At 60.6% G+C, this 13,838-nt stretch carries 11 protein-coding genes; 2 read left to right on the top strand and 9 right to left on the bottom strand.

Going from position 1 to position 13,838, the window contains the following annotated elements:
* Positions 1-52 precede the first annotated feature (52 nt).
* The 7 genes from ACM6IO_RS29545 to ACM6IO_RS29515 form a co-directional block, all read right to left on the bottom strand.
* On the bottom strand, positions 53-232 hold the full coding sequence (locus ACM6IO_RS29545; protein WP_008045153.1) for a hypothetical protein: 180 nt from the start codon (positions 230-232) through the stop codon (positions 53-55).
* Complete coding sequence (locus ACM6IO_RS29540) at positions 229-1,359, bottom strand: PepSY-associated TM helix domain-containing protein (RefSeq protein WP_008045147.1); 1,131 nt, start codon at positions 1,357-1,359, stop codon at positions 229-231. The genes ACM6IO_RS29545 and ACM6IO_RS29540 overlap by 4 nt, the downstream gene beginning before the upstream one ends.
* A gap of 69 nt (positions 1,360-1,428) precedes the next feature.
* Positions 1,429-3,837: a TonB-dependent siderophore receptor gene (locus ACM6IO_RS29535; protein WP_414912699.1), complete on the bottom strand. Its 2,409-nt coding sequence runs from the start codon at positions 3,835-3,837 to the stop codon at positions 1,429-1,431.
* A 237-nt stretch (positions 3,838-4,074) separates the two neighbouring features.
* Positions 4,075-5,046: a FecR domain-containing protein gene (locus ACM6IO_RS29530; RefSeq protein WP_008035007.1), complete on the bottom strand. Its 972-nt coding sequence runs from the start codon at positions 5,044-5,046 to the stop codon at positions 4,075-4,077.
* A complete protein-coding gene (locus ACM6IO_RS29525; RefSeq protein WP_032829214.1) occupies positions 5,043-5,561 on the bottom strand; it encodes an RNA polymerase sigma factor in 519 nt (172 codons plus the stop codon). The genes ACM6IO_RS29530 and ACM6IO_RS29525 overlap by 4 nt, the downstream gene beginning before the upstream one ends.
* 247 nt (positions 5,562-5,808) lie before the next feature.
* The gene (locus ACM6IO_RS29520) at positions 5,809-6,516 is read right to left on the bottom strand and encodes a PolC-type DNA polymerase III (RefSeq protein WP_414912698.1); all 708 of its coding nucleotides are present in this window, start codon (positions 6,514-6,516) and stop codon (positions 5,809-5,811) included.
* Positions 6,513-8,453: a putative nucleotidyltransferase substrate binding domain-containing protein gene (locus tag ACM6IO_RS29515; RefSeq protein WP_414912697.1), complete on the bottom strand. Its 1,941-nt coding sequence runs from the start codon at positions 8,451-8,453 to the stop codon at positions 6,513-6,515. The genes ACM6IO_RS29520 and ACM6IO_RS29515 overlap by 4 nt, the downstream gene beginning before the upstream one ends.
* 253 nt (positions 8,454-8,706) lie before the next feature.
* Here ACM6IO_RS29515 and ACM6IO_RS29510 point away from each other — a divergent pair, with 253 nt between their 5' ends.
* On the top strand, positions 8,707-9,153 hold the full coding sequence (locus ACM6IO_RS29510; protein WP_414912696.1) for a response regulator: 447 nt from the start codon (positions 8,707-8,709) through the stop codon (positions 9,151-9,153).
* 211 nt (positions 9,154-9,364) lie between these two features.
* On the opposite strand, the gene ACM6IO_RS29505 is transcribed toward ACM6IO_RS29510, so the two are convergent.
* Positions 9,365-11,542, bottom strand: coding sequence for a malate synthase G (locus ACM6IO_RS29505; RefSeq protein WP_008045142.1), 2,178 nt, complete (start codon positions 11,540-11,542; stop codon positions 9,365-9,367).
* 554 nt (positions 11,543-12,096) lie between these two features.
* Between ACM6IO_RS29505 and ACM6IO_RS29500 the strand changes: the two genes are divergently transcribed.
* Positions 12,097-12,615, top strand: a complete 519-nt coding sequence (locus ACM6IO_RS29500) for a glycine cleavage system protein R (RefSeq protein ID WP_008045141.1) — start codon at positions 12,097-12,099, stop codon at positions 12,613-12,615.
* A gap of 215 nt (positions 12,616-12,830) precedes the next feature.
* On the opposite strand, the gene rarD is transcribed toward ACM6IO_RS29500, so the two are convergent.
* Positions 12,831-13,718 carry an EamA family transporter RarD gene (gene rarD / locus ACM6IO_RS29495; RefSeq protein WP_192227612.1) on the bottom strand — a complete coding sequence of 296 codons (888 nt, stop codon included), beginning with the start codon at positions 13,716-13,718 and terminating at the stop codon, positions 12,831-12,833.
* Positions 13,719-13,838 lie beyond the last annotated feature (120 nt).

Raw genomic sequence — 13,838 nt, 5'->3', positions numbered from 1 at the left:
GATCGAGGCGATCCCTTCGCGAGCAAGCTTCGCTCCTACAGGTTTGGTGTGGTTATCGGCGTTGTAGGAGGCCGCGCAAGGCGAGGACGGCCGGGATGCCCAGGCCCAGCCAGCTCAACGCATCCCAAACGCCATCGCCCAGCAAGGCCGCAAACAACCCGGCAGCGCTAAGCAGCGCAATGACAATGGGCGTGGAGAAGACCTTCCAGAAGTTCGACTGCCGCGGCTTCATGCGTTGGCCTCCGCTTGTTCCAGTACAGGCCTTGCCGCCTTGCGCCGCACCACCCACAGGTAAACCCCGCTGCCGAGCACGATGATGGTCAGCACATCGAGGGTCGCCCAGAGGATTTTCATCGGCATGCCGCCGTAATCGCCGAAGTGCAACGGCTGCGACATGCCCATGGCGTCCATGTACCACGGCCGTTCGGCCACGGCGGTGACTTGCAGGGTGCTGGCGTCGATCAGCACCGGTGTCAGCAGATGCGAGGTCAGGTGCGTGCTGCCCTTCATGAACACCGCGTAATGGTGCTCACTGGAAAACCGCGTGCCGGGGAAGGCGATGAAGTCTGGCTGCATACCGGGCGCGACTTCTTTGGCGATGTCGAGCAAGCGGGTCGCAGGCGCGAGTTGCGTCAGCGCCGGCGCATCGCGATACGGTGCGACCATCGCGCTCAGGCTGTCATTGCGCCACGCGGCGATCAGCAGGTCGGCGCAGGCACTGATGACGCCGGTGACGCCGACCACCAGCGCCCAGGTCAGAGTGACGACGCCGATCAGGTTATGCAGGTCGAGCCAGCGCAGGCGCGTGGATTTGTCCTGGCGTACGGTGGCGAATTTCAACCGGCGCATGAACGGCAGGTACAGCACCGTCCCGGACACGATAGCCACTACAAACAGAATCCCCATGAACGCCAGCAGCAGCTTGCCCGGCAGGCCGGCGAACATGTCCACGTGCAGGCGCAGCATGACCATCATGAAGCCGCCGTTGGCCGATGGCATCTCCAGCGCTTCACCGGTGCGGGCGTCGAGCATGAACGTGTGCGACGAATTCGGTTCGGTGCCGGCTGTGGCCGCCATGATCGCGATGGCGGCGTTCGGTTCGTCTTCGTCGAAGCCGAAATACTGCATGACCTCGCCGGGGCGATGTTTTTGGGCGGCCTGCACCAACTGCTGCAGATTCAGCTGCGGGGTGTCGGCCGGCAGTTGCTGCAACTCGGCGGCATCGCCCAGCAAGTGGTCGATTTCGTGGTGGAAGATCAACGGCAGGCCAGTCAGTGCCAGCATCAGCAGGAAGACCGTGCAGATCAGGCTGGTCCAGGTGTGGACGAAGGACCAGCGGCGAATGGTTTTGCTTTTCATGACCCATCCAAATGCAAAAGGGCCACGGCTGTACCGTGACCCTTGTGTGGCTGTAAACCGTTCAGCGGATTACCACTTGTAGTTGACTGCCGCCACGACATTGCGCTCGTCGCCGTAGTAGCACCAGGTGCCATCACAGGTCGACAGGTAGTCCTTGTTGAAGAGGTTCTTCGCGGTGACGTCAACCGAAACGCCCGCCAGTACCGGGTTGATGCGGCTCAGGTCGTAATGCACGGCGGCGTCGTACACGGTGTACGAACCCACGTGACCATTGTTGGTGTTGGCCGTGTTGCCGTAGGTATCGCCGACATAACGCACGCCCGCGCCCACGCCAAAACCGTCGAGCACACCGGTGTGCCACGTGTAATCGGACCACAGGGAGGCCTGATTGCGCGGGACCAGTTTCATCCGGTTGCCCTTGTCGTCGCCCTTGAGGATCTCGGTATCGGTGTAGGTGTAGGAGCCCACCAGTTTCAGGTTGTCGGTGACATCGGAGACGGCTTCCAGCTCGATACCGCGCACTTTCAATTCACCGATCTGGCTGGTGACGTTGTTCTGCGACACCGACACGTTCTGCTGGCGCAGGTCGAACGCGGCGGCGGTCAGCAAGGTGCGGCTGCCCGGTGGCTGGTACTTCACGCCGACTTCGGTCTGCTTGCCTTCGGTGGGTTTGAACGACTTGGTCGAACTGGCATCGGCGCCCATCGAAGGCTGGAACGACTCGGTGTAGGAGATGTACGGCGTGATCCCGGAGTCGAACACGTAACTCAGGCCTGCGTTACCGCTGAAAGCCTTGTCGCGCTGGGTGTTGGTGGCATCGCCCTGGTTATTGAACTGCGTCGAGCTGTGAATCCAGTCTTCACGACCGCCGAGGGTCAGGCGCCATTTGTCCAGGGAGATCTGGTCCTGGGCGTAGAGGCCGGTCTGGTTGGTTTTCTGGTTGTAGTCGTAAAAGGTGGTGTACGCGACGTTGGAGAAGTCCGCACCACGGATTGGCTTGATCACGTTGCTGTCGGGCGCGTTGCCTTCCAGCCATTTGTAATTGGTGTTGGTCCGCTGGTGGTCCAGGCCCAACAGCACGACATGGCTCAGCGCGCCGGTCTGGAAGTCGGCCTGGAAGTTGTTGTCCACGGCGAACTGGCTGATGTCCTCATCAACCTGATCGACCAGGCGGCGCAGCGTGCCATCCGCCGCCACGACGTCACCGAACGACGCATAGGCTTGCTGGAACGACAGATCGCTTTTGGTGTAACGCAGGTTTTGCTTGAACTGCCAGACATCGTTCAGGCGATGGTCGAAGGCGTAACCCAGTGCGTAATAGGTGCGGTCGTAGTGATCGGAGTCCGGATCGCCAAGGTTTTTATGGTGCGAAATTTTCGCCCCGGCCGGAGAAGCCAGCTTGGTGCCTTGCAGAGGCAGGAACTGGCCGCTGACCCCGGTATCGTCGCGGGTGAACTGCGAGAGGAAGGTCAGGTGTGTATCGTCATCGATGTTCCAGGTCAGGCTCGGCGCGAGGTTGTAGCGCTTGTCATCAATGTGGTCGACCGGCATGCCGCTGTCACGCACCACGCCGTCGACGCGGTACAGGAACTGACCCTCGTCATCGATTTTTCCGGTGCTGTCGAAGCTGATTTGCTTGCGATTGTTGCTGCCGACTTCAGCTCGCACTTCGTGGCTGGCAATGACGTCGGGACGGCGGCTGACCATGTCGAGCATGCCGCCCGGTGGCGTCTGGCCGTATACCGAAGAGGCCGGGCCGCGCAGGAGCGTGATGCGTTCCAGGTTCCAGGTTTCAGCCTTTGGGTTGGCGTAGGAACCTTTTGGCAACGGCAGGCCGTCGAGGAACTGGGTTGGCTCGAAGCCGCGTACGCGCAGCCAGTCGGCGCGGGAGTCGCTGCCATAGCTGCTGGCGATCACGCCTGGCATGTAACGCACGGCGTCATCGAGATTCTGTACGCCGCGATCTTCCATCTGGGCGCGGGTGATCACCGACATCGAGCGTGGTGCTTCGACAATCGGCGTATCGGTCTTGGTGCCGGCAGCGGTGCGAGTGGCGACGTAACCGTCTACCGGGCCCCAGGCGTTTTCAGTGTTTTCTACGCCGATCACGCTGGTTTCCGGCAGGGCCACCACGCCCTCAGGCATGGCCACCAGGCTGTAGGTGCCAGTGCTGCTCTGTTCCAGTTGCAGACCGGTGCCACGCAAAGCCGCCTGCAAGGCGCCAACCGCGTCGAACTGGCCATTGACCGGTGCCGACGTCTTGCCCGCCGCCAGCGACGGATTCAGCGACAGCGCCAGGCCCGACTGGCTGGCGATCTGGTTCAACGTTGTGGCCAATGGCGCGGCCGGCAGGTTGTAGGCACGAACGCTGGACGCTTGTTCGGCGGCGATCAGTTGGCTACTGGCCAGAGGGGCGCAAAGGGCAATGGCGACCGCCAGCAAACTGGGGCGCAACAAGGTGTTTAGCGAACGGGACATGCAACGGCTCCTGAAAGGGAATACTTCTCAATTGCCTAGGTGCCGGACGAGAATCAAAAAGTGATAGGGCTGGATGAAAATAATTTAGATTCAGCAATTGTGGTGAGGCTGATGGCCTCTTCGCGGGCAAGCCTCGCTCCTACAGGGTTTTGTGTCATACACAGAATTACCGTTCGACACAAAACCCTGTAGGAGCGAGGCTTGCCCGCGAAGGCGTCCGCTCAGACGACAACTTTCTCAGGGCTTGGCATCAGCCTTCGCCACCGTCACCCACCACGGTGTGTGCTGTTCGATCTGCACCGGCAGCGTCGGCAACAATGCGCTCAGCGCCAAGTCGGTGTCGTGCAACGGGAAACTGCCGGTGATGCGCAGGTCGGCGATCTCGGGCGCTACGCCCAGATGCCCACGCCGATAACGACCGAGCTCGTGAACCAGGTCTTCCAGCCGTGCGTTGTCCACCACCAGCATGCCGCGCGTCCAGGCATCGGCGCCGAGGTTGAGCGCGATGATCGGCCCCAGGCCATTGTTGCGCATCAGCACTTGCTGGCCTTCGTGCAGGATCTGTTCTTCAGTGCTCGACTCAGGGTGGGCGGCCACGGCGGACTGCAACACGCTCAGGCGCGTGCCTTCTTCCTCGCGCTTGACCAGGAACCGCGTGCCCAGCGCGCGCATGCTGCCTTCGCGGGTTTCGACGATAAACGGCCGGGCGTCGCCATGGCCGGTTTCGACGAGGATTTCCCCTTCCTGAAGAATCACCCGGCGCTGCTTCTCATCAAAACGCACATCCACGGCGCTGTGAGTGTTGAGGTTGATCAGCGTGCCGTCGCTCAGGCGCAGGGTGCGTTGCTCGCCGGTGGCGGTGCGCTGATCCGCCAGCCAATAGTCGACCGGCAGATAACGATCACCGGCAAACAGCGCCAGGCCAAGCACCGCAACGATGCTGGCCACGCCGCTGCCGAGTTTGCGCACCCGTCGGCGAATGCTTTCGCGCGATTGCAGCAACGCGGTGCGGGCCGGGCCGCTGGCCACGCTGAAACGCTGGTCGAGCATGCCCAACTGGCGCCAGGCGCGGGCGTGCTCTTCGTGGGCGGCGTGCCATTTGGCAAACTCTTCGCGCTCCACCGGGGTGCCGGAATCCAGCGACAATTGCCAGGCAATCGCGGCGTCCAGCACCTGTGCCGAGACCGGCTTGGAACTGACCGGGTTCACACCGGCTCACCGTACAGTGCGATGTAGCACTGACGAATGCCCTGAGCCAGGTACTGACGCACCCGCGGCACCGACACGCCCAGACGCTGGGCGATTTCCGCGTGACCGAGGCCGTCCAGACGGTTGTAGAGAAACGCCGCCCGCGCCTTGCTCGACAGCTTGCCAAGCAGGCGGTCGATGTTTTTCAGGTCTTCGAGGATCATCTGCTGTTCTTCCACCGACGGTTGTTCGCCTTCGGGGATCAGCATCAGTTCGGTGAGGTAGGCCTGTTCCAGCGCAGCGCGGCGGAAATAGTCGAACAGCAGGCCCTTGGCAATCGCCACCAGAAACGCCCGCGGTTCGCGAGGTTCGTTCAGTTGATCACGGCCCAGCAAGCGCACGAAGGTGTCCTGACTCAGGTCTTCGGCCCGTTGCGGGCAGGCGACATTGCGTCGAAGCCAGGCCAATAGCCAACTGCGGTGGTCGCGATATAACGCACCGACGAGCTCACTGTGGGGGCTTTGGACTGACGACACGCAGCATCACCGATTGGGAAGTGTTAACTAACGAGAATTGTTCGCGATTGTGGCAGAGGCGGGGGAGGTAAGCAATTGGCCACTGGTCAGGTGGTTTTGGTGGGCGTGTGTTCAGTCAGACCGCGTTATCGTTCATCGCCGGCAAGCCAGCTCCTACAGGAGTTGTGTCGCTCACGGAATCGGCGGGCAACACAAACCCTGTAGGAGCTGGCTTGCCAGCGATGGCGTCGGGACAGTCGCTACAAATTCAGAACGAAGGCACCCGCTGCCTGCGCTTCCACTGACTCAACCGCTGTTGCAGATTCAACGGGCTATGAATCTGCTGCTGCCGCGCGCGGCTGAACAGGATCAGCGCCAGTTCGGCGGTCGCCAGCGCATCGGCACTGGCGTTGTGGCGTTCGAACACCTCGAGCTTGAACCAGTCGATCCACTCATCCAGCCCCGCCTCGCGAATGTGCGCCTGAGGGCAGAGCAGGGGGGCGATATCCGCCACATCCAGAAACGGATGCTGCAACTTGTAGCCCAGATGATCTTTCAGTGCGCGGCCGAGCATGTGCTGATCAAACGGCGCATGAAACGCCAGCACCGGGCTGTCGCCGACAAACTCCATGAACTCGACCAACGCCTGCGCCGGATCGCTGCCGGCGGCAATCGCGCTCGGGCCCAAGCCGTGAATCAACACGCTCGGCGCCACTTTCATGTCCGCGCATTGCAGGGTGCGTTCGAACTGCTGACTGAAGTCGATTGCCCCGTCCTCAATCACCACCGCCCCGATGGACAGCACCCGGTCCTTGTTCAGGTTCAACCCCGTGGTTTCCAGATCCAGCACCACCCAGCGCTGCTCGCGCAGGCTGCATTCTCTGAGCTCGGCCCGCGCCGGCAAACGTTGCAGACGTTGCTGCAAGTCCCCGGACAGCATCGGCCCTGCCGGGCGCAGCCATGAAAACAGGCTCATAGCTGATACCGCAGGGTCAGGCTGCTTTGCAGGCGTTGGGCCTGGCGCAGGGATTCACGCAGGATGCGTCGGTCCAGATGATTGAGGCTGTCGGGATCGACCCGGTTGGAGTAGGGCAAATTCTCCCGGGTCTGTAGCTGATGTTGCTGCATGCGGGTTTGCTGAATGAAGTGATACGCCTCTTCGTACGCCGCACCGTCCTGTCGATCAATGACTTCTTTATCGACCAACTGGCGAAAGCGCTCCAGCGTATTGTTCGCCTCGATGCCATGGGCCAAGGCCAACAGTCGGGCGCCGTCGACAAACGGGGTCAGGCCCTGGACTTTCAGGTCCAGCGTGGCTTTCTCACCATTCTTGCGCGCCAGCACAAACTCGCGGAAACGCCCTACGGGTGGACGGTTGCGCAGGGCGTTCTCGGCCATCATTCGCTGGAACAATCGATTGTCGGCAACCTGATCGAGAATCCCCCGACGCAACTGCTCGCAGCTTTGCTCGTCGCCCCAGACCACGCGCAGGTCGAAATAGATGCTCGAACCCAGCAGGTTTTCCGGCGTCGCCTCGCGAATAAACGCCGCAAAACGCCGCGCCCATTCGGCCCGGGACAAACACAGCTCGGGGTTGCCGGCCATGATGTTGCCTTTGCACAGGGTGAAACCGCAGAGCGCCAGGCTCTGGTTGATCTGCTGAGCGATGGGCAGCAACTTGCCGCGAATCTCGGCGGCGTGCGCGGCGTCCCGCGCTTCGAACAGAATGCCGTTGTCCTGGTCGGTGTGCAGCGTCTGCTCGCGGCGGCCTTCGCTGCCGAAACACAACCAACTGAACGGTACGCCCGGGTCGCCTTTCTCGGCGAGGGTCAGTTCGATCACCCGGCACACGGTGTGATCGTTGAGCAGGGTGATGATGTGGGTGATCTGGGTCGAGGACGCACCGTGGGCCAGCATGCGCTCGACCAATTGACCGATCTCGCCGCGCAGCGCCACCAGGTTTTCCACGCGCTGGGCGCTGCGGATGGTTCGCGCCAGATGCACGAGGTCGACCCGTTGCAGGGAAAACAAGTCGCGCTCCGAGACCACGCCACACAGACGCTGGTCCTTGACCAGGCAGACGTGGGCGATGTGCCGCTCGGTCATGGCAATCGCGGCATCGAAGGCGCTGTGGTCCGGCGTCAGGAAAAACGGCGCCTGGGTCATGTGCCGTTCGATGGATTCGTTGAAGTCGTTGATGCCTTCGGCCACCACGTGGCGCAGGTCGCGCAGGGTGAAAATACCCAACGGCGCCTTGTGTTCATCGACCACCACAATGCTGCCGACCTGCTGCTCGTGCATCAGGGTGACCGCTTCCCGCAGCGGCGTGGTCGGGCTGCACGTCACCGGGTGACGCATGGCCAGTTCGCCCAGACGGGTATTCAGCGAGTATTGGGTGCCGAGGGTTTCCACGGCTTTTTGCTGGACTTGCTGGTTGACCTGGTCCAGCAAACTGCTCACGCCGCGTAGGGCAAAGTCGCGAAACGCGTTGGAAAGTGCGAACAGTTTGATGAACGCCAGCTTGTTCAGCTGTAGGCAAAAGGTGTCTTCGGCGGCCAGATGTTCGGTGCGCGTCGCACGCTCACCCAGCAACGCGGCGAGGGGGAAACATTCGCCGGTGGTGATTTCGAAGGTGGTTTCCGTGCCGCCCTTGGCCGTGTGGGGACGTTCACCCACGACCCGGCCCTGTTTGACGACGTAGAAATGCTCAACCGGGCCATCGGCGGGCTTGATGATGCTCTCGCCGGGGGCATAAAAACGTAGCTGACATTGTTCAACCAGGTACGCCAGGTGAGCGTGTTCCATTTGATTGAAGGGCGGGAAGCGCTGAAGGAATTGCAAAGTGCCCTGGATGTTCTGCAATACCGCGGTTTTCCCTGCCTGTGTGAAGGCGTCCGCTTTACTCATAACCATTACCGCAGTCTTTTATGAATTGTTGTTGTCGGGTGACTCAGTCATGGTCGGCCCCTGCGCGCAGGGTGCCCATTGGACGTAAGTCTAGGTCGGGCCTTGCGGCGATGAAATTTCGGAAATGCCTTACACAATCTTGGGAAGAACCTATCCTTCCCCCTATAGGAAATAAATCCGACGAAGTGCACATTGACGGCCCGCTTAGTGATGTCTCACCACTGTGCTAGGGAATGATATTGGAAACTTAGAGAAAACCATGTCCGACCACGATATTTTGAGTGACGCCGAGCGCGAGGCGCTGAGTGCCGTCATGCTGGAACCCGACTTGCCGCCGCAACGGGTGCTGATCGTCGATGACGATAAAGATGCGCGCGAGCTGTTGTCGGAGATTCTTGGTCTGGATGGTATTCGTTGCATGACCGCAGCCAGCGGTGAAACCGCGCTCAAGATGCTGGCGGAGAAACCCTCGATAGGCCTGGTGATTACTGATCTGCGGATGGGCCATATGGATGGCCTGGATTTGATCCGCAAGGTGCGCGAATCGGTCCGCGCGGCGATGCCGATCATCATCGTTTCCGGCGATGCCGACGTGAAGGACGCGATTGCCGCCATGCATTTGAGCGTGGTGGATTTTTTGCTTAAACCGATCGATACCGGCAAGTTGCTGGGGTTGGTCAAGCATGAGCTCGGGATGGCGCCCTGATCCAGGCTATCTGTTGCCCATTTGATCGCCTTCGCGGGCAAGTCGGATCGCCGCATCGCTCGCTCCTACAGGATAGTGCGTTACTCACGAACAACGTAAACCCTGTAGGAGCGAGGCTTGCCCGCGAAGGCAGCACCACTGATCTCAAGCAAACAAAAAAGGCCCTGATCCGAAGATCAGGGCCTTTTTTTGTCACGGCATCAACGCTCGGTTACAGGCCATTGGCAGCCTTGAACTCGCGACGACGACGGTGCAGAACCGGCTCGGTGTAGCCGTTCGGCTGTTTGGTGCCTTCAACCACCAGTTCGACCGCCGCCTGGAAGGCGATGTTGCTGTCGAAGTTCGGTGCGAGCGGACGGTACAGCGCGTCATTGGCGTTCTGACGGTCAACCACCGGCGCCATGCGCTTGAGGCTTTCCATCACTTGCGCTTCGGTGACGATGCCATGACGCAACCAGTTGGCGATGTGCTGGCTGGAGATACGCAGCGTGGCACGGTCTTCCATCAGGCCGATGTCATTGATGTCCGGCACTTTCGAGCAACCAACACCCTGGTCGATCCAGCGCACCACGTAACCGAGAATGCCCTGGGCGTTGTTGTCCAGTTCGTTCTTGATCTGTTCCGCGGTCCACTGCGGGTTGACCGCCAGCGGGATGGTCAGGATGTCATCCACCGAGGCGCGTGCACGTTTGGCCAGTTCGGCCTGACGGGCGAACACGTCGACCTTGTGGTAGTGCAGCGCGTGCAGCGCAGCCGCCGTTGGCGACGGCACCCAAGCAGTGTTGGCGCCGGCCAATGGGTGAGCGATTTTCTGTTCAAGCATCGCCGCCATCAGGTCGGGCATCGCCCACATGCCTTTACCGATCTGTGCGCGACCTTGCAGGCCGGTGCTCAAACCGATATCGACGTTCCAGTTCTCGTAGGCGCCGATCCACTTTTCAGCCTTCATGTCGGCCTTGCGCACCATCGGGCCGGCTTCCATGGAGGTGTGGATTTCATCGCCCGTGCGGTCGAGGAAACCGGTGTTGATGAACACCACGCGCTCGCTGGCGGCCTTGATGCAGGCCTTGAGGTTGACCGTGGTGCGGCGCTCCTCGTCCATGATCCCGACTTTCAGGGTGTTACGCGGCAAGCCGAGCACGTCTTCGATACGACCGAACAGCTCGTTGGTGAACGCAGCTTCTTCCGGACCGTGCATCTTCGGCTTCACGATGTAGACCGAACCGGTGCGGCTGTTCTTGCGCGAGCTGTTGCCGTTGAGGCTGTGGATCGCCGCCAGGCAGGTCACCAGGCCGTCGAGAATGCCTTCCGGTACTTCGTTGCCATCTTTATCGAGGATCGCGTCGATGGTCATCAGGTGACCGACGTTGCGCACGAACAACAGCGAACGACCGTGCAGGCTCAGTTCCTTGCCATCAACGCCGGTGTAGGTGCGGTCGGCGTTCATGGTGCGGGTAAAGGTTTTGCCGCCCTTGGAGACTTCTTCCGACAGGTCGCCCTTCATCAGGCCGAGCCAGTTGCGGTAGATCACCACTTTGTCATCGGCATCGACAGCGGCGACGGAGTCTTCGCAGTCCATGATGGTGGTGAGTGCAGCTTCCATCAGGATGTCTTTGACGCCGGCAGCGTCGGTCTGGCCGACGGGGGTGCTGGCATCGACCTGGATTTCGAAATGCAGGCCGTTGTTTTTCAGCAGGATCGCGGTCGGTGCAGCGGCATCACCGTGGAAACCGATCAGCTGAGCGTCGTTGCGCAGGCCGCTGTTGCTGCCGCCTTTGAGGGCGACCACCAGTTTGCCGCCGACGATCTTGTAGCCGATGGAGTCGACGTGGGAGCCGGCAGCCAATGGCGCCGCTTCGTCGAGGAAGGCACGGGCGAAGGCAATCACCTTGTCGCCGCGAACCTTGTTGTAGCCTTTGCCTTTTTCCGCGCCGTCAGCTTCGCTGATGGCGTCGGTGCCGTAGAGCGCGTCATACAGCGAACCCCAGCGGGCGTTCGAAGCATTGAGCGCGAAACGCGCATTCATCACCGGCACCACGAGCTGCGGGCCGGCCATGCGGGCGATTTCGTCATCGACGTTTTGCGTCGTTGCCTGGAAATCGGCCGCTTCTGGCAGCAGATAACCGATGTCTTGCAAGAAGGCCTTATAAGCCACGGCGTCGTGCGCCTGACCGGCACGGGATTGGTGCCAGCCGTCGATACGAGCCTGGAAATCATCGCGTTTGGCGAGTAGGGCTTTGTTCTTCGGCGCCAGGTCGTGAATGACCTTGTCGGCACCGGCCCAGAATTTATCGGCGGTGAGGCCGGTTCCGGGAATGGCTTCGTTGTTCACGAAGTCGAACAGGACTTTGGCGACCTGCAGGCCACCGACTTGAACGTGTTCAGTCATTGCTTGCCTCACTCTGCTCAGCTATTTCGCTTTTCAGCTCTTCAAATTAACAATGAAGCCTCTGGCTATTTAAACCACAAACCCCTTCCACCAGTACATGCCATTTCGGGCGGCTGGGATGGAACCGATCAACGGCGTTGAGGCCTTGCTGATAGGGCTTTCAGGGCTGCGACCGCGCCTGTGGCAGACATCGATCCAACGTTATGTAGTGCGCGCTGCGGCATACTACATGATGAATTGCGGTTGTGAAAATTAGACTAATTACGTCGTTCTGCGACCCCGTGACGCATTGCAGTCACGTCGGGGATAGGGATGTTCTCAAAAAAGTATGAGATTGTTCCAGTTAAATATAAGAAGTTGTACACGATTTGTTTTTTGGCAGGTTCATCGGTGGTGATCCATTCGCGGGCAAGTCGGATCGCCGCACCGCTCGCTCCTACAGGGATGGCGCAGGTCTTGTAGGAGCGAGGCTTGCCCGCGAAGGCGTCGGCCGATTCAGCGCAGCAACATCCCTTGCCTATACTTCTCTTTCTACAACAAAAGAGGGCTGCGCCATGGACCACCTCGTACTCACTGTTTTCGCACCGGACAAACCTGGGCAGGTCGAGCGCATCGCCCAGTGCATTGCCGAGCACGGCGGCAACTGGCTGGAAAGCCGCATGTCACGCATGGCCGGGCAGTTTGCCGGGATTCTTCGGGTGGGCGTGCCGGCCGAGGCCTACGACGAATTGGTCGATGCCTTACAGGCGTTGTCCGTCCATGGCATTCGCGTGCTGATCGCCGAAAGCGGCATCGAACAATCCTGCACCTGGAAACCGATTGCCATGGAACTGGTCGGCAATGATCGTCCGGGGATCGTGCGCGACATCACGCGTTTGTTGAGTGAGCAAGGGGTCAACCTGGAGCGGCTGGTGACGGAAGTGCGTCCGGCGCCTATGAGCAGCGAGCCGTTGTTCCACGCCGAAGCGATTCTTGCGGTGCCGCTGACCTTGTCGCTGGACGTGTTGCAGTCGCGCCTGGAAACCCTGGCGGACGATTTGATGGTGGAGTTGGTATTGCGCAGCGACCCCTGACAGGGTTATCCAAGTTATACGTGCACCTGCCTGTGGATAACCTGTAGAGACAGCCCGCCAGCCCACGCCGGCCGGGCTTCTTCAAGATCTGATCAAAAAACCATCAGTTTCAACAAGTTGCGCACAAACGCCGGGGATCACGCTGTGGATAACCTTGGGAAGGATCGATGCAGGCCACGAGAAGCGTGGCCTGCAGAGGTTTGTACGATTTTTGATCAGCTGCGGCGGCGCAGACTTATCCACGCATCGATGCTGTAAACCGCCAGGCCTGCCCAGATAAAGATGAAGGCGACCAATGTGCTGGACGACAGATGCTCGCCAAACAGCAGCACGGCTTGCAACAGCACCAATGTCGGCGCCAGGTACTGGAGAAATCCGAGTGTCGTGTAGGGCAAATGCCGTGCGGCGGCGTTGAAACACACCAGCGGCACCAGCGTTACCGGACCCGCGGCGACCAGCCACCAGGCTTCGGACGTGGTCCAGAATTCGGGTTGGGCGCTGACAGCCGTCTGATTGAACAGCAGCCAGGCGATGGCAATCGGCACCAGCATCCAGGTTTCCACCACCAGGCCCGGTAGCGCCTTGACCGGCGCCTGCTTGCGGATCAATCCGTAGAAGCCGAACGTCAACGCCAGCACCAGCGACACCCACGGCAAACTGCCGACTTGCCACACCTGTTGCGCGACGCCGACCGCCGCCAGTCCCACGGCGATCCACTGCATACGCCGCAACCGTTCGCCGAGGATCAACATCCCCAGCAACACGTTCACCAGCGGGTTGATGTAGTAACCGAGACTGGCCTCAAGCATGCGCCCGTTGTTCACCGACCAGACGTACGTCAGCCAGTTGGCCGCGATCAGCGTGCCGCTCAAGGCCAGGATCGCCAGCCGTTTCGGGTTGTCACGCAACTCGCGCCACCAGCCCGGATGCTTCCACACCATCAGCAGCAACGCGCCGAACAGCGCCGACCAGAGCACGCGATGGATGATGATCTCCACGGCGGGCACGTTGGCAATGGCCTTGAAGTAGAGCGGGAAAAGTCCCCAGATGATGTAGGCACTCAGGCCCAGGATGTACCCGCGACGGGGGTTGGCGGCTTGCATGCAGAATCCTTGCTTAGGCAGCTAACAAAGAAGGGATTGTATAGACATGTGTTTTTTTTTGTAGGAGCGAGGCTTGCCCGCGAAGAACGATTACGCGGTGTATCTGGCTAACCGCGTTAT

The sequence above is a fragment of the Pseudomonas sp. IT-P44 genome (genome assembly GCF_949768225.1).
GTDB classification, from domain to species: domain Bacteria; phylum Pseudomonadota; class Gammaproteobacteria; order Pseudomonadales; family Pseudomonadaceae; genus Aquipseudomonas; species Aquipseudomonas migulae.
This window is presented reverse-complemented; position numbering and strand designations above follow the sequence as displayed.